The following is a 20,149-nucleotide window of genomic DNA, read 5'->3' as shown; positions in this document are numbered from 1 at the left end:
ATAACTTGAAGCGAGGAAATAGTGATGCCCAAGACAAATAAGTTGCAGGCGTGGAGTAAGACGGCTGATTATCTCTCTTGTGGACGGGATATTGATGAACAGGTTGAAACGATTAAGAAATATGGAAATCATGGCGTAAGTCAGGTTCTAAGGGCTGGAGTACTTGCTGCCCACGGAATTCCAAAGCCAAAGGATAATGCTGAAAATTGTATAATATTTGGATGTTATAGACCTTTCACAACACCTTTTCTTTTGCGTGACTATGTGCATCTTTTAGATTTGTTAAATATTGATTATACCTACCTTGATAATGAGCAGTGTTGTGGTTTTCCATTTGCTATGCAGACTTCTGAAGATCTTGTAGAAGTCTGTAAAGAATTTAATCAAGGCAATATAAATCTTTCCATAGAAAAGGGAGCAGACAGGCTGGTGTACTGCTGCATTGGATGTGTTCACTCTGCAAATAATTCATTTAGGGATAACGCTGATCAGCATGTTTACATAGTTGATCTTATTCTCGATGAATTAGAGAAACTTAAAATTAAGATTCCTGCAACTAAGATAGGTTATTTTGAAGGGTGTCATACCTTTTTCAAAAGTCAGTATCAGGGTGTTGAACTGGACTGGGGCAGATATCGCAGTAGTTTAGGTCAGATAGAAGGAGTCGAGATTATTGATCTGCCCTCTAAAATGTGCTGCAAAGTTGCCCCGGAAAAGATTATTGAGAAAGCAGAGAAAATGGGAATAGAAAAAATACTGTGTCCGTGTAATTTCTGCTATTCTTCTTTAAAAAATGTAGCTGATGGAAAAGTGCAATTAATAAGTATTCCCGAATTTCTTATAGAAAGTCTTGAAACCAATCTTTTGAGTGAATAAGGCAAATGTGAGGTTTTTTTTAGTTTAGATTACTTTCGGTTAATACGAATTAAAAAATCAACCTGATTGGTTGTGCCCCGACACGGCATCTTTTTTGTAGAAACACCATGTAAAGGGGCACAACCTGATTTAACTATGAACGATTATTATCGTCCAGCGTGTATTTTTTTATAAACAATATTTGATTGCAGCAGCCTTTTTTTCTGGAGGTGTTGTTGTTCCATCTAACCAGTCATCCCAGCTCTTAACAAATTTTGCAGCGAGTTTCTTTGCTGCATCTTTGTTCCAGATTGAGCCCTTAAAGGTCAACTCCATAACATTAACAGTTATCTCAGTTTTGTATTGATCCTTAGGTGCTCCTTTGTGGCTCTCATGGCTGCGTTCCATCATCATGAATGTCTGCTGTATTCCAACTACAATATCAGTACCGGTTGCATTCATCGTATTTTGGACGAATAGAGTTTTGGTATTTTTGGTATTTACACGGCTGGTGCAGGCTTTAGCCAGATTCACAATACTATTTTTGATGAGCGGTATGTCGGATTTAGTAATACCGTCATAAAGATCTACCACTTTATCAATGAGGTCGTTATAGTTAGTCTCTTCATAGTGAACAGTGGTTCTTTCTGACTGAGTCACATTAAAAAAAGGAACCTTTAAGATGCTTTTGATAAAATTTTGAAATCCTTCAGCATTTTTATCATTATTCGGGTCTAGAGGATTCCAGTCTGTCCTGCTTTGGGCCAGACCCAATATGCTGGAGACTGCATTACCAGTTGAATTAGTAAGCAATCTTACTATTGCTTCCTCATCGCCTTTACCTATAGCCTCATCTAGCTCTTTTCCTTGAGCTGACTCTTTTTGAGCATTTGACCCTGTTGCTGTTGAGTTTTGTCCTGAAACGTTGCTGTCCCCTGACTCCGGAATATAAAACATGAAAGCAGCGTCAGTCAGTCCCTTTTCCATTGTTATAAGTTGAGGGTTTTCCAGCCATTGGTCGAACTTAGCTTGCACAGTCATCTCATACTCCTGGTTAAGTGTTGTAGCAGCTTATTTAGTGTTACTAAAGTTAAGCAGCCGTGTTTTAACTGCATATGTCTGCAGCTTTATTATTTGTTATATTAAGTATCACGACATTCTAATTATAATCAAGATAAAATAATATTTCTTGAAGTTTTTGTGATAAATATTATAAATATATTAATAAAATTAGATTTACATATATTTTTAAATATAAAAATAGATAAAATTATATTTTAACTGCTAAGTTATATGAATATTTATGTATCTGATGATATGTATTATAGAATAATAGGTAATATGTGAGGCGGGTTAATTCAGCTTAAAAAATAAGATCTCTAAATATTTGCTGTTCAGTGATCAGCAATAATTTCCCTTTAGTCTTTACTTATCTAAATAACGATCTGAAATAGCAATATTTGTTATTTTAATAGAGAAAAGACATTAAATAAGCCCGTTGACATCAGTATAGTCAACGGGCTTTTTTGCTTTTTTATTCAGAAGGAGGCTAATTGGATACGGGCTTACCAATGAAGCGGACAGTTGCAAGTACTGCCAGAATACCAACTGGAAGAACGATGATAGACGGCATTCCAAGTCCGGCAGGAATGTAGCCGAAAACGATGGAAATAATTGCCACTGGTACAGCGTAGAAAAGCTGGGTTCTGGTATGGTCGATGTGGTCACATGCCGACCCCATGGATGACAGAATAGTTGTATCTGAAATAGGGGAGCAATGGTCTCCGAAAATAGCACCGGTCAGTACTGCACCGATGTTCAGGATGACAAAACCCTGTTCAGGGACGAGTGCGAATGCCAGCGGGATACACAGAGGCATAAGTATTCCCATGGTTCCGTATGATGTTCCTGTTGCAAATGATATAACTGATCCCATCATGAAAATAATGGAAGGCAGCAGGAAGGGCGGAATGGTGTCGGAAAGGACACTGACCAGATATGTTGCAGTTCCCAGTTCTTTGATAATTCCTGACAGAGACCATGCCAGCAGCAGAATAACTGCGGTGATGTTTAAAGATTTTACACCCTGCACCCAGGTACCTATTGCATCGTCTACTTTAAGAATCTTTTTACCTATAGCGATAGCAAGAGCTACAATTCCTGCAACAAGTGCTGCCTGAAAAAGAACAACAGAAGCATCAGAAGAACCGAATGCCAGACGGATGGCTGTGAAGCTCATGGGACTGCCTTCGAAAATAGCCTTGTTTGCAGCATCGCTACCGGCCATGATGGCGTGATATCCATTGAAGTAGAATCCTAGAAAAGCTGCGACAATCAGAGTTCCGATGGGAATAATTGCATACCAGATGCTTGGCTCAATACCTTCAACCGGCTCAAGTTCTGTTGCTTCTTCAGCAACCATCGGTTTTGCTGTATCGCTAAGGAGTTTTCCTGTCGTGCGTGCGCGTTGTTCAGCTGTGTACATAGGCCCGAATTCACGCATGAACCAGATTGTTGCAAGAATGAAAACAAGAATAAGGATATTGTAGAATCTGTAGGGGATGGTCTCAACAAAAACGCCGTATGCGTTCATTGTGTAGCCGATACCCTGAAGGCCGTCACGGATAAGACCTACTTCGTAGGCTACCCATGTAGAAATAAGTGCGATGCCTGCAATGGGCGCAGCAGTAGCATCAATAATAAAAGCGAGCTTTTCGCGGGAAACTTTCATTCTATCAGTAACAGGACGCATGATAGGACCGACTGTCAGGGAGTTTGCGTAGTCATCGAAAAAAATAAGAAGGCCGAGTACCCATGTGACAAACTGTGAACTTCTGGGGCTTTGAGCTTTTTTAGCCAGAGAATCGGCAATAGCTTTGGCTCCGCCCATTTTTGATACAAGTGCAATAAGTCCGCCGATGGCCAGACATTGCAGTATGATACCTGCATTCCACGGATCAGCAAGCGAGTTCAGAATTTCTGATGAAAGTCTGAGAAATCCGTCAACAAATGCATTATAGATGTTGAAACCTTTAAGCTCCAGCATGAAAGAACCGGAAAAAACACCGAGCAGCAGTGATAGAACGACGTTCTTTGTAATGAAAGCAAGTACAATTGCTACCAGCGGTGGAATAAGAGTGAGTAAGCCGAATTTTGCAGCATTGGTAATGCCTAGACTTGAATCAGCTGCAAAAGCCGGCTGACTAAATAATAAAACTGAGATTATCAGTAAAAATAATCCTCTCCAGATACGCATTTTAAATTTCCCCCTTGAAATATTGTATATATCGCAAAAATAATGACCTGACGATTTACGTGAATTTTAGCTCAAATGCAAACATGTCTTTGTATTTGCTTAATTTTCCATGAAAAAATTGTGAAATAAAAAAAATTAGCCAGATATTTAAGGTAAGTGTGTAAGTTATTATTGGTATGCTTTTATCTGTAAGAATACTTTTATTCTGTTATTTATGTGAAATGTGGCATTGTCCCTATCGGGAAATTGAGTTAAAGACTTTTGTTGTACAGACTCCATTGATAATACGAAAATGCACAAGCTCAATAAAAGTTAAAGGAAATTATATGTTTTCAAAAAATAAAGCTCTAAAAAGTATATTTGATTCCAGCATTGATGAACTTTGTAAGAGTGAAGGACTCTCCAAAGAAACAATAATTCAGGGTATCGAAAACGGGACTATGGTTCTTCTCGGAAACCCGAATCATAAAGATGTTACACCCACTCTTATCGGGCAGCCCGCTAAAGTTAAGGTTAATGCTAACATAGGAACCTCTCCTTTCAAGAGTGATCGTGAAAAAGAAATGAAAAAGCTGGACGCCGCATGGAAAGCCGGTGCTCATGCTGTCATGGATCTTTCAACTGACGGTGATCTCGACGGTATCAGAAAAGACATGCTTACCCAGTGCCCGCTTCCGCTCGGTACTGTGCCTATTTATGCAATGGCTCAGCAGTATGTAGCGCGTGATGAAGATCCAGCAGGTTTTTCTTTTGATGAACTTCTCAAAGAAATTGAGAAAGAAGCTGAGCAGGGCGTTGATTTTATGACTCTGCATTGTGGACTGACCCGTCGTGGAGCTGACTGGGCTCTTGGCGGAGACCGTCTGCTGGGTATTGTTTCCCGCGGTGGTTCAATTCTGGCTCGCTGGATGCGTGACCATGATGCAGAGAATCCTCTTCTTACAAACTATGACAGAATTCTTGAAGTCTGCCTCAAGCACAACGTGACACTCAGTCTCGGTGACGGCCTGCGCCCAGGTGCCGGTGCTGATGCCGGTGATGCTGCACAGTGGGAAGAAGTCCTCGTACTTGGTAAGCTTGCAAAACGTGCCCGTGAATACGGCGTACAGGCCATGATTGAAGGCCCCGGTCACGTTCCCATGAATCTCGTTGAAGCACAGATTCGCGGAATCAAGGCTGCAACATACAATGCTCCTCTCTACGTTCTTGGACCTCTGGTAACTGACTCTGCTCCCGGTTATGATCATATTGCCGGTGCAATCGGCGGTGCCATCGCAGTTATGAATGGCGTTGACTTTCTCTGCTACCTTACTCCAGCAGAACACCTGACCTTGCCTGAAATTGATGATGTATGGAACGGTGTTAAAGCTTCACTCGTTGCTGCGCAGTGCGGTGAAGTAGGACTTGGACGTGCTGATGCTGTCCAGCGTGACAGAGATATTTCAAAAGCCCGCATGGATCTTGATTGGGATCGTATTGCTGAACTTGCAATTGACCCGGCCCTTGCTTGTAAACGCAGAAAAGATCACAAAGACGAAAAAGAATGCGCTATGTGCGGAAAATTTTGCGCAGTTCGCATGCTTTCTGAGTAAACCTGCATTTTATTCCATAAGATTCTGTACTGAAATATAAATTACGGTCCGTAACACCAACTGGTGTTACGGACTTTTTTTGTGTATATTTAACTGAATGTATTTAAACGAACGTTTAATATGTAAAATTGCGTCCACTTCTTGCATACCTATATTAGTAGATAATTATGGATATGGTCGGGAATGCTGTGTGGGCGTCGTAATCCGTGCTGGCGGATGCGAAATTATTTGCTAAAGCGCGATAGCGCACTAAATACAACAGGTGGTTTGCCATGCTGCAATACGTAAAAGATCCTATGAGCGGACTGACTCATTTTATTGGTTTTTGTCTGGCAATTGCGGGGCTGGTGATGCTTCTTGCTGCTTCCCTTAATCCTGTTAAGGTAATGCACGTAGTCACTTTTTCAGTTTTCGGCGGCGGCATGATTCTGCTCTATCTTGCCAGCACACTTTACCACTGGCTGCCTCTTTCTGAACGAGGTACACTTAATCTGCGTAAATTTGATCACTCAATGATCTACATATACATAGCTGCTACCTATACCCCTATCTGCCTCATTGCGCTGAAGGGGGGATGGGGCTGGTCACTTTTTGCAGCAATCTGGACTATGGCTCTGGCAGGCATTATCTCCAAAATGTTCTGGCTGCATGCGCCGCGCTGGCTGTCTACCGGATTCTATCTCGCAATGGGCTGGTTGGTTATAATTGGTGTCTATCCGTTGGTTCAGGCTTTGCAGACCGGAGCTTTATTATGGTTGCTTATGGGGGGTGTTATGTATTCCATAGGAGCTATAATTTATGCTGTTAAAAAACCTGATCCGTGGCCTAACGTTTTCGGTTTTCATGAGATTTTTCATGTATTTGTTATGGCGGGAAGTTTTTGTCACTTCTGGGTAATGTATGAGTACATCACCCGGCTGGGCTGGTAGATATATTAAAAAATAAAATTCATATTGCATTGCTTTAAAGCCCCCCATTTTAAAAATGGGGGGCTTTTTTTTAAAAAAGCATATGCCGGACCTGACTTGTCTGACTGAGGTCCGGGCTGCCTACTATTATTCATTTTGTCGGAAGCGAGAGACACTTTGGATGTGCTGAATATGACGTTGATTCGTAGAGATCAGCTCTCCGGTTCTGGTTTTCGTAAAAATTGTAGTTGGCTTTGTTGTCAGGAAATTTCAGCACAATCTTACGAGTATGGAGGTCTTTTAGTAAATGATATTGGACTCCGGTTTTCTGGAGGAAGAGCAGCAGGAAGCGAAAGATATAAAGGAAGAGCAGCGCAGAGAGGCTGAGCAGTTTCTTTCTGATGTGCGCAAAACATTCGGCAGTGCGCATGGTAAAAGAATCTTTACATTTCTGCTGGAGCAGGGCGGCGTTAACGCACCTCTTTTTTCAAAAGAAACTGATATTTACCGTAATGTGGCGGTACATGATTTTGTGGTTGAGAATGTCTTATCGGCAGTCATTATGGCGGATGAAGATATTTATCTTTCAATAATCCGTGAACGGGCTGAAAAATTAAGAAATGAGGAGGAAATGAAAAATGAGTGATTTTGCAGGGCAAAATCAGCAGCCGGACGGCGAGGGGAAGCAGGCTGATTTCAAAGCTGATGAGACTCCTGCTGTTCTGGGCGGAGATGATTATTTAAACGGTGCAGATGAGCAAGTAAATGATGAGGATAAACGTTTTCAGGAAGCTGACAAGCTTGTTGAAACTCCTGTCCCGCATGCTCCCGAAGCGTATGAGATTGATTACGGGCAGCCCGGAATTGATCCCTACATTGATCAGCAGTTTAGAAATTTTGCTCATGAAAACGGTATATCGGGACAGCTTGCCCAGAAGCTTGTGGACTTTAATAACAGTCTTGAAGAAGGGCGAATGCAGGAGCATCAGATTCAAACTGATGCATGGGAAAAACAGACCAGATCACTACCGGGCTGGCAGGGAAAAAATTATCGTCAGAATATGGGCGTTGCCAATAAAGCTTTACAGACTTTCGCTTCGCCTGAACTTGCGGAAATGATCCGGGCATCCGGTTTCAGCTGTCATCCTGAAATCGTCAAAGCTTTTTACAATGTGGGTATGCGTCTTTCAGAAGATTCATACGTGGACAGTAAAAAAAATACGTCTCGTGAAAAAACAATTGGCGAGGTTCTTTACCCGAATCAGCCTATCTAAAGATAACAGCATCTTACTGCATAAAAAACTGTTCTGAACGCTTTAAAGTGTCAAAATATCCAGAGCTCCCAGAGAGCCTTATTTTTAAGGAGATTTAATTATGGGAACTCTCGGTACAACTGCACTTACTCTTTCTGAATGGTCCAACCGCACTGATCCGGGCGGACAGGTTGCTAAAATCACAGAAGTTCTGTCTCAGACCAATGAAATTCTTGATGATTCTGCATGGGTTGAAGGCAACCTTCCTACCGGTCACAGAACAACTGTCCGTACTGACCTGCCTTCCGTAAGCTGGCGTAAACTCAACTACGGTATCAAACCCAGCAAATCGCGTACTAAACAAATTGATGATACCTGCGGCATGCTGGAATCATATGCTGAGATGGATAAAGCTCTGGCTGAGCTGAACGGCAACTCTTCCAATTTCAGAACTTCCGAGGAAAGAGCATTTCTTGAAGCCATGAATAAGGAATTTGCAGATACCTTTATTTATGGTGACACTGCTCTTGAACCTGAAAGATATCTCGGTCTTGCACCGCGTTTTAACTCTCTTGAGCATAAGAACGTCATCAATTTCGGCGGAACAGGAAATAATTGTACTTCCATCTGGATCGTCTGCTGGTCTGATCAGACTGTGCACTTCACATTCCCCAAAGGAAGTTCCAGCGGTCTTGCTCATAACGACCTCGGCGAAGTAACCCTCGAAGATCCCAACGGCGGTAGATATCAGGGCGTGCGTACCCATTACAAATGGTCTCCCGGTCTGGTTGTGCGTGACTGGCGTTATGTTGTGCGTATTGCCTCCATTGATCCTGAGAATCTGGGTAATAAATCTCTGCGTCATGCCCTGATTACTGGTCTAAATATGATCCCCAATACCAACATGGGTAAGACCGCTATCTACTGCAATCAGACCATTAAAACCCAGCTGGATATTGAAGCATCAGATAAAGATAATGTCATGCTTAAAACTGAAAACTGGGAAGGCAAACCTGTGACCACCTTCTGGGGATGTCCGGTCCGCCGTGTGGATTCCATTCTCAATACCGAGGCCGCCATTACCGCATAGTTTTAAAGGACCGGCCTGACGTGACTTGTCCAGACGTGTGGACTTGATATTTTTCAGGACAGTAATCAATAAAATTTAAGGAGTAGAAATATGTTTTTGGATAAGGAACTTTGTTTTTGTGAGGAGCAGATTGTAACTGCAAGTGCGGTTTCCCGGGATGTTATCAATGTCGGTGAAGATTGCGGCAGTGGTTCCAGTGTAAAACTTAAGGTCATGGTTGACGGTGAGGATTTCGCAGGCCTGACCAGCCTTCGTGTCGGCGTGCAGGCTTCTTCGACAGAGGATTTCGGTTTTTATGATACTCTTTTTGAATCCGGCTCCATTGCAGTTGCGGATCTTAAGCAGGGCTACAGCTTTCCGCTTCCGGCTCTGCCTGTAAAGCACAAGGCATATATCCGGCTGTCTTTCACCGTTACCGGCGCCAATGCCACTGCAGGAAAACTCAGCGGTTACCTGATTATGGATGACCAGACTAACGTTTAGGGAAAATTGATGAAATATATTTGCAAACGTAATTGTTACGTAAGGAATCCGCAGGGCGTGCTTCAGTATTTTAAAGCTGAAGATGTTGTGGACTACAGTTCCGGCGCTGATGTGCCGGAGCATTTTGAAAGGGCCGGCGGTAAAAAAGATGAGCCGGATGAGCGTGAAATATTGAAAGGCAGATTGAGAGATCTTAAAATTAATTGCCCTGCAAATGCTTCCATTGAGACCATGCGTAAAAAAATCAATGAGGCTGAAGATAAAAATTAACTGGCAAAACAGTCACGTTTAGCCTTGATATTTAAACTGACCCCCGATCACGATCGGGGGTTTCTTTTTAGTAAACAGGCAATCTTACAATCGGTAGGACTGTAAATGCTCAGTCCTTTTGTTCGGCGGTGTCTGAATCACGGGAAAACCGGATATTTCATTTCATATCATACAAATCAAAGAAAATGCTCAACCGGACATGAGCTTGGTTACTCAGGTCCGGCCCGTTAATTATCCAGTTCTTTAAAACAGATGTGAAATGGTTCGCATCTGTAAAAGATACAGGAGAAGAAATGGCAGTTTCAGAAGTAAAAATATGCAACCTTGCACTTAGAAAGCTCGGTGCAAGGCTGATTGAATCGCTTAGTGACAGTTCGCAGGAGGCAGTAACCTGCAATCTTTTTTATGAACAGGTCAGGGACTCTGTGCTGCGGGAGCATCCGTGGAATTTTGCTGCGGCAAGGGGCCGGCTGGCAAAACTGATTGATACTCCTGCATTCGGCTATGCTTTTCAGTATCAGCGTCCGGTTGATTGTCTGCATTTGCGGCAGCTTAACAGCCCTGATGATGAATTCGTGGTTGAAGGGGACAAAATTCTTACCAACCGTGAAAATGCTTCCGCAGTCTACACAATGAAGGTGGTTAATCCGGTTCTATTTGATCCTTCGTTTGTAATGGCTTTGTCAGCCCGTCTGGCTGCTGAAATGGCAGATGACATCACGGGATCGACATCCAAGGCGCAGGAAATGTGGACATTGTATCTTAATGCGATGCAATCGGCCCGTCTGTCGGATTCTTCCGAAGGGCGGGAGGACGAAATTTTAAATGATCCATGGCTTGAGGCGCGTGGTATTCACAACAGCGATTCATTTATCCTGAGAGGTTGATTATGTCTGTATCAATGATCATGACCAACTTCAGCGCCGGTGAACTCTCACCGAGGCTTGGTGGCAGGGTTGACCTTGCAAAATATTCAAATGGACTGTCGCTGCTTGAAAATATGTTCACCCACCCTCATGGCGGAGCATCCAGACGGACTGGTTTCCGCTTCATACAGGAAGTTGTGGGACGGGATCTGATGCCTGCCGGAAGTTTAAATTCACAATCTGGATGGATTGCAGGCACAGGCTGGTCAGTTTCAGCATCTAAGGCCTTATGCAGCGGTGCTCAGAACGGTGAATCTATATTAAGCCGGGATATAGGGCTGGCTGAAGGTAAAGTTTATGAGATCAGTTTTAAGGTTTCAGACTTCAGCGCCGGATCAGTCACGGTAAGCGCTGGAAACGGCACTGTCAGCGAACCTGTGACTGCTGATGGCACATATACTTTCCGGTCAGAATCCGGAGCATCAAAACATATTAATATAATTGCTGATGCTGATTTTAAAGGCGCTGTTGAGAATTTCTATGTGCAGGAAACAAATCCGCAAGTACGGCTTTTCCCTTTTGAATTTTCTACAGAGCAGGCTTACGTGCTCGAATTTACAGATAAGAATATCCGCATTTTTAAAAATGGCGGAATTGTTGTGGACGGAGACGGAAACCCTGTAGAAATCAGCAGTCCCTACACTGAAAAGGATCTGGACCGGATAAGATATACCCAGTCGGCGGATGTCATGTATCTGGTTCATCCTGAAATTCAGCCATACAAGCTTTCCAGAACTTCCCATGTAGACTGGAAAATGGAGCTGATACCGTTTAGCTCACCGCCAAGTGATTGGAACAGCTCCAAGGGATATCCTTCCTGCATTACTTTTTTTGAAGAACGCCTGTGCTTTGCTGCCAGTCCTGAAAAACCTCAGACAGTATGGATGAGTAAAAGCGGATCATATGAAGACTTCGGTGTGTCTGATCCTGTGGTGGATGATGATGCCTGTACCTACACCCTGTCTGCTGATCAGGTAAATGCTATCCGCTGGATGGTAAGTTCCAAGAAACTAATCATGGGAACATCGGGCGGTGAATGGTGGCTTGCCGGTGGCAGTACTGCTGATTCAGTCACTCCTGAGTCTGTTATGGTCCGGCGTGAAACAACCCACGGATCATCCTCAATTTCACCTGTTGTAGTCGGCGGCATAATGATTTTTCTGCAACGGGAGGGCCGGACTATTCGTGAGCTTTCCTATTCTTTCGAGGCTGACGGCTACATTGCTCCTGATCTGACTATTCTTGCAGAACATCTGACCCGCACCAACTCTATTAAAGAATGGGCTTATCAGCAGTCGCCAGACTCTATTATCTGGATGGTACGTGACGACGGTATACTTTTAGGCCTCACCTACCAGCGGGAGCACGAAGTTGTAGGATTTCACAGGCATTTGACTGACGGAAAATTCTGCTCCGTCTGCACCATTCCAGGTCCTACACAGGAAGAGTTCTGGGCTGTTATAGAGCGGGAGGTCGGCGGTATTAAACGCAAGTATGTGGAGCGCATGGATAATCAGTTTTCCAGTGAGAATTCTGTGGATGCTTTTTTCGTTGATTCAGGTTTAAGCTATAATCAGAAGCTTGCAGACACTGTTTTCAGCGGTTTGGATCATCTGGAAGGAAAAACTGTCTCGATTCTGGCTGACGGAGCTGTGCGCCCTGATGTGGTGGTCAAAAACGGCAGCATTACACTGGCATCACCGGCAAAAACAGTTCATGCAGGACTTTCCTACGTTTCAAATCTTAAAACTCTCCGTCTTGAGGGCGGCTCCATGAACGGCGGCACTGCACAGGGACGTATGAAGCGTATTTCCCATGTTACTGTGCGCCTGTTTCAGTCTCTGGGGCTGCTGGTGGGCTATGATGGAGATCATCTGGAGCGTGCTCCGTTTCGAACTTCAGCAGATAAGGTCGGTGGTGCTCCGTCACTTTTCAGCGGGGATTATGAAGTGAAGTTTAATCGCGGTTATGACCGTGACGGGCAGATTTATATACGGCAGGACCAGCCGCTCCCCATGACAGTGCTGGCTCTTATACCTGAAGTTTCGGTGTATTCATGATCCTTCTGTCCAAAGGAGCAAAGCTTACGCTTGGAATTCCCACTCTGGAAGATATCAAAATTATTGCAGCTGAGATTCGTGACAGTGACCGAAAAGATATGGAGGGGCTGCACCCGGGAAGTCAGATTGAAGACATAATTCTGCATGATGTGCGGCATTCAAAGGTTGTTTACGGGCTCTATATGGATGGTGAAATTCGTGGAGCTCTGGGCGTTATCCCTTTGAATACAACAGGGACAGGTACTCCGTGGGTGGTAGGTACAAGTGATGTCGATAAAAGTCCTGTGCCGTTTGTCCGTGCGTCACGAAAAATTCTGAACATGCTGCAAAACAGTTTTCCGGTACTCGATACATGGGTCTGCGCTCAGAACAGCAAAAGTATAAACTGGCATCACTGGTGCGGGTTTACATTTGATAAAGAAAAAGTACGGATAGGCCGGGATGAATATTACCGTGCTGCCCGTTCAGCCGTGATGAAAATAAATAAGGAGATAATATAAATGGCGACAGGAATTTTGATGAATTACGGAACAAGTATGGTTACGGGAGCTTTAGGGAATATGGCAATGGGTTACGGGGCGCGTGCAATTTCCGGACAGGATACCAATGCTGGCGATATGGGAATGGATATGGGAGGTGGCGCATTAGGTATGGGGTCTTTTATGGGTGGTGGAGATCTTTTTTCGGGATCCGGAATGGTTTCATCCTTTGGAAATATGGCCGGTATGATGGGAGGTGGAACAGGAGGTTCAACAGGCTCCGCAACAGGTTCTAGCGGCAGCCTATTGACTGGTGGAACAGGTGGGGCTTCATCTATGGGGATGTTCAGTCAGTTCGGTCAGTCAATTTTTAATAACAGTTCAGAAATAGGTGATGCGCAGTACAATTCAAAAATGACTGAACTGCGTAACTATAACACTATGCAATATGGGGTATATAATCGTGATGTTAGTTATAAGGAGGCGGAACTTGTTAACAAAGAGGCTGAAGTCCGGCTGGCCGCTTTGCGGCGTGAAATGTATCGGCGTGAACATTCTGTAGGTTCACATAAAGGTGTGCGTCTTGATTCCGGTTCTGTTGTTGATGTGAAGGAGGATTTGATTAAGCAGGCAAATTATGATGCGGAAATAGTAAAGTATCAGGCTGAAGTTGATACCGGGCGTTATATGGATCAGGGTAATATGTCGGTCTGGACTGCTGAGAGTACGTCGGTAATGAATAAAAATGTTTCAGATAATGCAAACGAGAAAGTTTTAGGGTCGGCCGGTGATTCTATTATGAGTTCAGGGATGAATGCATTCGGGTCTCTTTTAGGTTCCTGACAGTAGTCTCTTTAAACAGATAATTTTTTAAAACAATTGCTTTTTAAGGGCGGACCTGAGTCGGGTTACTCAGGTCCGTTTTGCATTTTAAAAGTAAACCATAGGCAGGCGGTTTTATGTTTTAACAACCCTAGTTCAGGAGATATTTATGACCGTGGTTTCAAGCAGCAGTACTATTACCTTTGCAGGTGACGGTGTGCAGAATATGTTTGATTTCAATTTTCGCATTTTTAAAGAAAATGACCTCTCAGCAGTTGTCCGCAGCGGCGGTATAGATGAGATAAAACTGGCTCCGGGCAGCGATTTCAAGATTGTTTCCGGTATTGGCAATGAAGCCGGAGGCAGGGTGCAGTATCCTGTTTCCGGTGAACCTCTTCCTTCCGGTGAAAGCATAACCTTTTATCGTACAATTTCTTATTCTCAGGAGCTGGAGCTGGTTGATAATGACCCGTTTTCAGCTTCATTACTGAATGAAGCTTTCGATCGCGGGGTTATGCGTGATCAGCAACTGCAGGAACAGCTTGATCGAGCTCTCAAGTACGATATTTCAACTCCGGCAGAAGAAGTGCTTACTCCGCAGGTTTTTATGCAGAGAGTTACCGACTCCCGTGATTCAGCCGCCTCTGCATTATTCGGAGCTGTGCAGGCTAGAGATGATGCTCTTCTTGCCCAGACAGCAGCGCAAACCGCACAGGCAGGAGCTGAAGCCGCTCAAAATGCGGCAGAATCCGCACGTGATTCAGCTGCCAGAATTGCTTTTGAAGACCTTGCGGCCTTACGCAGCGTTACTCCGATCCTATCCGGTCCGGCTGAAGCTCCACACGGTACACTTGTTACGATTGAGATTACCGACCATATTAATGACGCAGAGACTTCTTATGATCTTAATGTGTCCGGTTTCGGTGAAGCTGCTGTTTCCAGTGGAAGTATAAAGTGGAAACTGGGGAGTCTTGATGCCGATGCTTTTCATATTCTTGAGGTGGTCAGGCGTAGACGGGGTGAAGTCTATTCTGAAACAGCGCAATATCAGATCAATGTAAGATATGTCCCCATTCAGGATGGTCCGACAGCCGTATTTGCTGACACTGCCGAAGGCTGGCCCCATGCTGTTGTTGATACTGATGGGGTACATGCTCCGGCATATTCAGTCGGGGCAGATAACGAAAAGCAGATTGTCAGTGCGCAGATGGAAATTGCACTGGCTGATGCAGAGCGGACCCTGCTTTCAGGCTCCACCGCGGCAGCTCTAAAGCTTGCCGAGGAAGTTCTGCCGGGAGACGTGTTGCTTACTGATCTTGGTGAGTGCGTTGTGGCAGGTGCGTCTGGCAGTGAGGGCAATTACACTGTTACGCTGGTAACTGCACTATCCGGTGTACCGACTGAGGTTTTTAAGAAACCGTCCGGTATTGAGCTGAAACTCGGAGTTGGCGCAGCCGGTGAATACGTTGGGCCTGAAGTCCCGTTAAAGTTTAAGGGAAGCAACATACTGCCTGTAATGACAGGTGAGACGACTGACGGGGTAACAATTACTGCTGAACCAACAGGTTACCCCAATGCTAATCTTGTTGGATGGAAAGTGTCAGACGGTAACATCGTTGGCCGTACCTCTCTTGAAGATTGGTATGATGCCGAGCCTGTGAGTGATACAGGTGTTATCACTTTTGATTTTAATGGAGTGGTGCAGGAAAATGTATTTAAATATGTAATCTACACTTTTACTGATCAGAACTATGTCGATAGTTACCAATTCAGAGACTGGACTCTCGAAGCCTATAATGAAGATGGTCAGTGGGTTACAGTAGATGAACATACAAATGTGAATTCATGGACTCCATCAGAATGTAAAGAGTTTGCAGCTTATTTCCCAAAATTTACCAAGCTGCGCCTGACAATCACGAATACGGCTGTAACAAATAATGCAGTCGGTCTGGTTGAAATTGAGTTTCACAAAGCCGGTAGTTCAACAGAAATCGAGTTAGTATCGGCAGAATCCATCAAAGATAAAATTTTTGTCGAGGGCGGGTTTTACAATAAACTTAATTTTGATGGGAATGAGGTTCCAGTTACGGGAGTGAGTGAGGAGTTTGTCGAGCATCCTGGTACTATTTGGGAGGGTACAGCTACTAGCGGTGTGAGCTCGGGGGTTAATAAAACTAACATACCTTATGAAGCATTATTACCAGTTGGGACTACATTTAACAAACTTGGGGTAATGATGACCTCTGACATGGTAGCCGCTGTGGGAGTAGTTAAACGCACAACTACTTCGTCCCCACCATCGTTCCAAGTTGTAGCTAAGTCAGCTCTAATTCCTCCCGCTGATGGAATGCAATATATTGATTGCAGTTACACTGTTATTGATGATTCTGCTGAGTACTATGCTTGTTGTTTTATTGAGTCTGGTAATATTCCCTATAGGGCTGCAACGTCCTGTTATATGGAAGCTGCGCCAGGTTTAGATGTCGATCTAGAAGTAGGGGATTCATTTAATACAACTATTAATAATGTTAGTGTACAATTGGCGTACAAGACAGAATTAAACTATTTTCAAACCACCGCCACCCTCGCCACCCCGCTTGCACAGGCTCCGATAACGGCCTCTATCCCTGACAGGTGTACTTTAAGTCCAGCTGTTTTAACTGCGCAGATAGACAGCGGAGAGCTTAAAATCACTGCTGATATGATTGAGCTGGCTGAAGAGCCGAATTTGAAACGGCTGGCAATGGCGGTGATCGGGGCGGAGGATATGCGTTTCAAGTCAGGTAAAATTTATATTAAGGAGAAACCGTAATGAGTGAAGTGAATCATATAGTCGTTCAGCAGCAAGGAGTTTCAATTCACAAAGAAGTTCCGGCAAAGCGTTCTTCAATTGAATTTGATATCAGTCAGATGAGCAACAGGACTAAAGATGCTTTTAAAAGAGTCTGCCTAGATGGCGGGGCTAGTCCTGCGGACTATTGCCATATATTTGAATCCATTCTGGGGCGTAAAGTTGTAGCTGAAATTATGAGATAACTATCTGTGATGCATACCTGTTTCAGGACGGGGCCAATTTAAAAAGAAAGGCTGTTCTACTTAGTAGAACAGCCTTTTTTTTTACAAGAGATAAGTTTGTCTTAATTATTCTTCTTCAGATAAGCGGCGCATCTTTCTTTCACATTTTCTTTTACGTTATAAAAGAAGAAGTCATAGTCATACCGGTGATAAACTTCTTTGCCCAGAGACATATTAAGAAGTTCAGCTATATCTTTGCGTGGAGTAGGTATTTCGAGAGCTCCATCTTTATTAATTCTTGCTGCGGTAAAGTTTTTAACCAAAAGTTGTTTTGTCGGATCAATGAAAATTTTTGCTTCGATGTTCATGGATGCCGGAAATTCTTTTGTCTGTGTAGACCATGATAGCGGGTTTACGCAGCGGGCTCCTTTCTTAATCGTTGGAGAAACACCGCCGGGGCCGATTGTATTCCATGTTATCAGGCATCCTGTCTGGTCAGGTCTTTCACTAAGCTTTAATCCCATTTTTGCAATATCATCATCAGTGAATGTCCAGCCTGGCATGTAGGCAGCAACCAGTTTGCTCTTATCAATCAGATCAGGATTATTCAGTATAATTTTCTGTAATACGTTTGACCCCTGACTATGGCTGGCAAGTATGAACGGGCGGCCGTTGTTTATGTTGCTGAGGTAATATTTGAAAGCAGCCAGAACATCACTTGTGCCAACCTTCATATACTCGTCTTTACGCTTATCATCCATTTTCATAACTTCAATGTTTACCTGACGGTATCTTGGAGCGAAAACATTGCATTGTTCAGAAAAGGCTGCAGTAATCCAGTCTACAGTGTTGTGGTCCGTAATTTCATTCAGTTCATTATTTTCAAGGTCGGCTATGAATTTGCCGTTTGCCGGAGGTCCGTATGTTGTCGGGTGTACAAAGAAAACATCGATGCCATGCTTAACATCATCCTTAATGGACCAGTATTTATCGTTTGAGTAGTCCGGTTTTGTAGAAGCCTCAATTGACTTGCTTGCATTACATCCTGCAATAATGAAAAGTAAAAATAAGGCTATAGTTTGAGTGAGATAAGGGAGTTTAGGCATAGAAAAATGGCTCCGGGTGTAATTGTTTTCTGTTTCGTGAAAAAGAAACAAATCGTACATCATGTATACCAATACTGTTGTTGCTTACAAGTAATAATATATGAGTCTTTCAATTATAATGAGAGTTACTGCTTATTTATTTAAAAACATGGTTGCTATTCTGAGGCATGGGCTTTATTTTTCTCGCTCAGTCACGCAGTTTTTACAAATAAATGTACGATTATCCTTTTTAATAAAACCGGGTTTTTATTTTTTATGGCTTCCAAAAGTATATATAATCTGATCGAAGGCGAACTTGCTGCACTAGAAGAGAAGTCTTTACTAAGGGGCATTCCTGATGTTGAAAATGGAGCTGCAAAAGAGCTCCTGTTTAGTGGAAGATTATTGCTTAATCTTGCTTCTAATGACTATCTGGGACTTGCATCTGATGATGGAATGAAGCAGGCAGCCATCGAAGCGGTTAAGAGGTATGGTTGCGGAGCTGCTGCTTCACGCCTTGTTACTGGAAATTTCAGTCTTTATGACCAGCTTGAAAAATCAGTGGCTGAGTTTAAAGGTCAGGATGATGCTATGCTGTTCAGTTCAGGGTATGCAGCTAATCTTGCAATCATGGATTCTTTTGCCGGCAGGCATAGTATTGTTTTCTCGGATAAACTTAACCATGCAAGTATTCTTGACGGCATAAAAATGTCTGGAGCACGGCATATCCGCTACCGCCATAATGATGTTTCTCTTCTTAAGGCTCGTATGGAAGCCTTCAAAGATGCTGCTTCAAAGATTCTTGTCACCGATACGATATTCAGTATGGATGGTGATTTAGCTCATATTGAAGAAATTGCTGATCTTTGCGATTTTTATGATGTGATGCTGGTCGTTGATGAAGCTCATGCTGAAGGAGTCTTCGGCAGGGGCAGAGGGCTTAGTTATGAGCGTAAAGTGGCTCAGCGTGTAGACCTTCATATGGGAGCGTTTTCAAAATCATTCGGTTCACTTGGAGGAGTTGTTTCTGGTAATCGGGAATTGATTTCATATCTGCGTAACAAGGGGCGGTCTTTTGTTTTTACAACAGCACTTCCGCCTGCTGTTATAGGGGCAAATCTTGCAGCTCTTGAACTCGTTAAAAATAATCATGTTCAGGGCGAAAAATTACTTGAACTTAGCGCGGAATTGAAAGAATTTCTTGTTGCTGCTGATTTTGATTGTGCCGATTCGCAGAGCCAGATTCTCCCGGTGATAGTCGGTGAGAATGATGCTGCATTATCTGCTCAGCGATTTTTAATGAATGAAGGCCTTTATGTTGCAGCAATCCGTCCGCCAACAGTGCCGCATGGTACTGCCCGTTTGCGGTTATCTTTGCGTGCTGATTTCACTAAGTATGACATGGATAAAATCAAAAAAGGATTTATGAATCTGAAACGGGAACTTTCACAGTGAGTATTCTTTTTGTCGGAGGCTGGGCTACAGAAGAAACTCAGTTTCCCCGACTTGCGTCAATCTCCCGTTTTTTAGTTCCGTTCAATGGATTCAGTTCCGAAGAACTTCCTGCATTAGTTGGCGGTGGCGGGAATATTTTGATCGGCTGGTCCACTGGGGCGCATATGCTGCTGAAAGAATGCAGTCATTTGTTTTCATCTTATGATCATGTGCTTTTGATTGCGCCGTTTTTATCTTTTATCGATTCATTTCCTGAGAGACTTGTGCGGCGCATGATTGCGGGTATGGATAAGAATCCCGCTGAGGTGGTTCAATCATTTCACAAGAATTGTGCAGAGGAAGCTGATTTAAATTTTGATCCTGCACAAGTTCCGGTTTTAATTGAAGGTCTGGAATATCTTATTAAATCCAGAGTGGATGTAAAGCCGGAGATTGCTGCTGATAATTTGATTTTGATCCATGCTGATGATGACAGGATTGTACGTCAAAAAGCCTTTGATCAGGTACTGGAAAAGATTCCGGGGGCTGAGGTCCGTTTAATCGATGGCGGGCATAAAATATCTGAGTCAACGTTGTTAAATATTATTGAAGGGCTTTAGT

Annotated in this window: 19 protein-coding genes; 16 read left to right on the top strand and 3 right to left on the bottom strand. The window is 43.5% G+C overall.

The genetic code is table 11. The annotated features are described in order from the left end of the window. Positions 1–24 precede the first annotated feature (24 nt). Positions 25–876 carry a heterodisulfide reductase-related iron-sulfur binding cluster gene (locus H589_RS0110545; RefSeq protein WP_027721976.1) on the top strand — a complete coding sequence of 284 codons (852 nt, stop codon included), beginning with the start codon at positions 25–27 and terminating at the stop codon, positions 874–876. A 168-nt stretch (positions 877–1,044) separates the two neighbouring features. Here H589_RS0110545 and H589_RS0110540 read toward each other — a convergent pair whose 3' ends face one another. After that, entirely contained in the window at positions 1,045–1,896 is an 852-nt protein-coding gene (locus H589_RS0110540; RefSeq protein WP_027721975.1) for a hypothetical protein, read from the bottom strand. Positions 1,897–2,404: 508 nt separating this feature from the next. Next, positions 2,405–4,111: a Na+/H+ antiporter NhaC family protein gene (locus tag H589_RS0110535; RefSeq protein WP_027721974.1), complete on the bottom strand. Its 1,707-nt coding sequence runs from the start codon at positions 4,109–4,111 to the stop codon at positions 2,405–2,407. A 326-nt stretch (positions 4,112–4,437) separates the two neighbouring features. Between H589_RS0110535 and thiC the strand changes: the two genes are divergently transcribed. From thiC to H589_RS0110470, 13 genes are all read left to right on the top strand, one after another. After that, the gene (gene thiC, locus H589_RS0110530; protein WP_027721973.1) at positions 4,438–5,703 is read left to right on the top strand and encodes a phosphomethylpyrimidine synthase ThiC; all 1,266 of its coding nucleotides are present in this window, start codon (positions 4,438–4,440) and stop codon (positions 5,701–5,703) included. A 272-nt stretch (positions 5,704–5,975) separates the two neighbouring features. Further along, positions 5,976–6,632 (top strand): PAQR family membrane homeostasis protein TrhA, encoded by a 657-nt coding sequence (trhA, locus tag H589_RS0110525; protein WP_027721972.1) that lies wholly within the window; start codon positions 5,976–5,978, stop codon positions 6,630–6,632. A 286-nt stretch (positions 6,633–6,918) separates the two neighbouring features. Continuing rightward, positions 6,919–7,257, top strand: a complete 339-nt coding sequence (locus H589_RS0110520) for a hypothetical protein (protein ID WP_027721971.1) — start codon at positions 6,919–6,921, stop codon at positions 7,255–7,257. After that, complete coding sequence (locus H589_RS0110515) at positions 7,250–7,885, top strand: endoprotease (protein ID WP_027721970.1); 636 nt, start codon at positions 7,250–7,252, stop codon at positions 7,883–7,885. The genes H589_RS0110520 and H589_RS0110515 overlap by 8 nt, the downstream gene beginning before the upstream one ends. A 100-nt stretch (positions 7,886–7,985) precedes the next feature. Continuing rightward, on the top strand, positions 7,986–8,954 hold the full coding sequence (locus tag H589_RS0110510; protein WP_027721969.1) for a major capsid protein: 969 nt from the start codon (positions 7,986–7,988) through the stop codon (positions 8,952–8,954). A 90-nt stretch (positions 8,955–9,044) separates the two neighbouring features. Further along, positions 9,045–9,437: a Bbp16 family capsid cement protein gene (locus H589_RS0110505; protein ID WP_027721968.1), complete on the top strand. Its 393-nt coding sequence runs from the start codon at positions 9,045–9,047 to the stop codon at positions 9,435–9,437. A gap of 9 nt (positions 9,438–9,446) precedes the next feature. Beyond that, complete coding sequence (locus tag H589_RS0110500) at positions 9,447–9,707, top strand: hypothetical protein (protein ID WP_156891713.1); 261 nt, start codon at positions 9,447–9,449, stop codon at positions 9,705–9,707. Between the two features lie 293 nt (positions 9,708–10,000). Further along, on the top strand, positions 10,001–10,594 hold the full coding sequence (locus tag H589_RS0110495) for a phage connector family protein (RefSeq protein ID WP_027721966.1): 594 nt from the start codon (positions 10,001–10,003) through the stop codon (positions 10,592–10,594). Between the two features lie 2 nt (positions 10,595–10,596). Continuing rightward, positions 10,597–12,693: a hypothetical protein gene (locus H589_RS0110490; RefSeq protein WP_027721965.1), complete on the top strand. Its 2,097-nt coding sequence runs from the start codon at positions 10,597–10,599 to the stop codon at positions 12,691–12,693. Beyond that, on the top strand, positions 12,690–13,193 hold the full coding sequence (locus tag H589_RS0110485) for a hypothetical protein (protein ID WP_027721964.1): 504 nt from the start codon (positions 12,690–12,692) through the stop codon (positions 13,191–13,193). Before H589_RS0110490 ends, H589_RS0110485 begins: the two co-directional genes overlap by 4 nt. Beyond that, a complete protein-coding gene (locus H589_RS0110480; RefSeq protein WP_027721963.1) occupies positions 13,194–14,015 on the top strand; it encodes a hypothetical protein in 822 nt (273 codons plus the stop codon). Positions 14,016–14,163: 148 nt separating this feature from the next. Continuing rightward, positions 14,164–16,806: a hypothetical protein gene (locus H589_RS0110475; RefSeq protein WP_027721962.1), complete on the top strand. Its 2,643-nt coding sequence runs from the start codon at positions 14,164–14,166 to the stop codon at positions 16,804–16,806. Continuing rightward, positions 16,806–17,030 carry a hypothetical protein gene (locus tag H589_RS0110470; RefSeq protein WP_027721961.1) on the top strand — a complete coding sequence of 75 codons (225 nt, stop codon included), beginning with the start codon at positions 16,806–16,808 and terminating at the stop codon, positions 17,028–17,030. Before H589_RS0110475 ends, H589_RS0110470 begins: the two co-directional genes overlap by 1 nt. A 101-nt stretch (positions 17,031–17,131) precedes the next feature. Here the strand turns inward: H589_RS0110470 and H589_RS19650 are convergent, their stop codons facing one another. After that, positions 17,132–18,115 (bottom strand): DUF3089 domain-containing protein, encoded by a 984-nt coding sequence (locus H589_RS19650; RefSeq protein ID WP_051249718.1) that lies wholly within the window; start codon positions 18,113–18,115, stop codon positions 17,132–17,134. Between the two features lie 255 nt (positions 18,116–18,370). Between H589_RS19650 and H589_RS0110460 the strand changes: the two genes are divergently transcribed. Both H589_RS0110460 and H589_RS0110455 read left to right on the top strand, forming a co-directional pair. After that, positions 18,371–19,549: an aminotransferase class I/II-fold pyridoxal phosphate-dependent enzyme gene (locus H589_RS0110460; RefSeq protein ID WP_027721960.1), complete on the top strand. Its 1,179-nt coding sequence runs from the start codon at positions 18,371–18,373 to the stop codon at positions 19,547–19,549. After that, entirely contained in the window at positions 19,546–20,148 is a 603-nt protein-coding gene (locus H589_RS0110455) for an alpha/beta hydrolase (RefSeq protein WP_027721959.1), read from the top strand. The genes H589_RS0110460 and H589_RS0110455 overlap by 4 nt, the downstream gene beginning before the upstream one ends. Position 20,149 lies beyond the last annotated feature (1 nt).

The organism is Maridesulfovibrio zosterae DSM 11974, assembly GCF_000425265.1.
GTDB classification, from domain to species: Bacteria; Desulfobacterota; Desulfovibrionia; order Desulfovibrionales; family Desulfovibrionaceae; genus Maridesulfovibrio; species Maridesulfovibrio zosterae.
This window is presented reverse-complemented; position numbering and strand designations above follow the sequence as displayed.